General features: G+C 67.0%; 1 protein-coding gene. It reads right to left on the bottom strand.

The features are described 5' to 3' along the window. Positions 1 to 194: 194 nt before the first annotated feature. A partial coding sequence (locus tag Ae505Ps2_RS20555) for an extracellular solute-binding protein (protein ID WP_212567653.1) occupies positions 195 to 1,264 on the bottom strand: 1,070 nt, incomplete at its 5' end.

Here is a 1,264-nt window from a genome sequence, read left to right as displayed (position 1 = left end):
GTGACGGTGTCGATCTGTGCTGGACCGAACCGATCTACCGGGGTCCTGCCCCGTTCCCGCTCATCTCACCACCCTCGGCGTGTCGCCACGACCTGCCACCCCGCTACTGAGAACACCTCAGTGGAGCGACATGGAGGACACGAAGCAGAATCGCCACCGTCGGACCGCGGGCGACCCCGAAACGATTGTCGCCGTCAGCCGTGGTTCTTCCAGAAAGCGATCGACCTCTGCTTCATCTGAGCGACGAAGTCGACTGCCGAGATCTCGCCCTGCATGAGCGCTGCCGCAGGGGGATCGAGGACTTCCTGGGTCCACGGCCCGTACTCGAGGTCGAGACCCGACCCCCAGGGATACACTTCGCGTCCGGAAAGTGCGCTCTGGAGTGACGCGAGCTGCCGCGGTGCCGGGATGTCGGCTCGCGGGGTGAGGTTGTCCGCCCGTTCGGAAATCTTCTCCAGCTGGCTGCGATTCATGAAGTACGCGATGAACTTCTGTGCAGCCGCACCGTTCTTGGCCGACCGGGGGATGGCGAAACCGAAGAGTTCCACGCTCACGACCGGGTCGCCACCGTTGATGGCCGGAAGTTGGATGGAGGTGGGTCTGAAGCTCGGCGCCATGTACGGTTCCGCCTCGCTCGGAAGCCAGGATCCCTGCAGGAACAACGCGGCCCTGCCCTGGGCCCACTTGATCTGCCCGGCCGGGAACTGCGCGTCGGTGTAGGCGTGGCCGAAGTAGCCGCTGCGCACCAGCTGCTCGAGCCTGTCGATGGCGTCCAGGACGGCCGGGGCGTTCCACGCCTCGCCCGTCCGGTCGCCGGCCGACCGCACCAGATCCTGTGGTCCCAGCGCTCGCTGCAGGACCAGCAGCGGCCAGAACGCCTTGTTGGTGTCGAGCGCGATCGGTGTCACGCCGCTCGCCTGGATCCTGGCGAGCACGGCGACGAAGTCGTCCCAGTTCTCCGGTGGCTTCGCAGCGATGTCCGGGTACCTCGCCGCGTCCAGCCACAGGGCCTCGCCGGTCACCTCGTAGGGGATCAGGTAGGGCCTGCCGTCCCGCCCGTTGAGAAAGGGCCGGTACTTCGGGGGGATGACCTCGGAGATCTTCTTGTTCTCCCCCGGGATCGGCTGGTCGAGGACGGCGGTCAGGTCCGCGGACTGGCCGGTGTCGGCGAGGGCGATGCGGAGCTTGGTCCTGGACTGGTCCACCAGGTCTGCATCAGCCCCCTGGGGCAGCGACGGGGCCAGATTGTCCAGCACCCGCCGTC

Source organism: Pseudonocardia sp. Ae505_Ps2 (assembly GCF_001932425.1).
Lineage (GTDB): Bacteria > Actinomycetota > Actinomycetes > Mycobacteriales > Pseudonocardiaceae > Pseudonocardia.
Note: the sequence above shows the minus strand (reverse complement) of the source record. Positions and strands in the feature narration are given on the sequence as shown.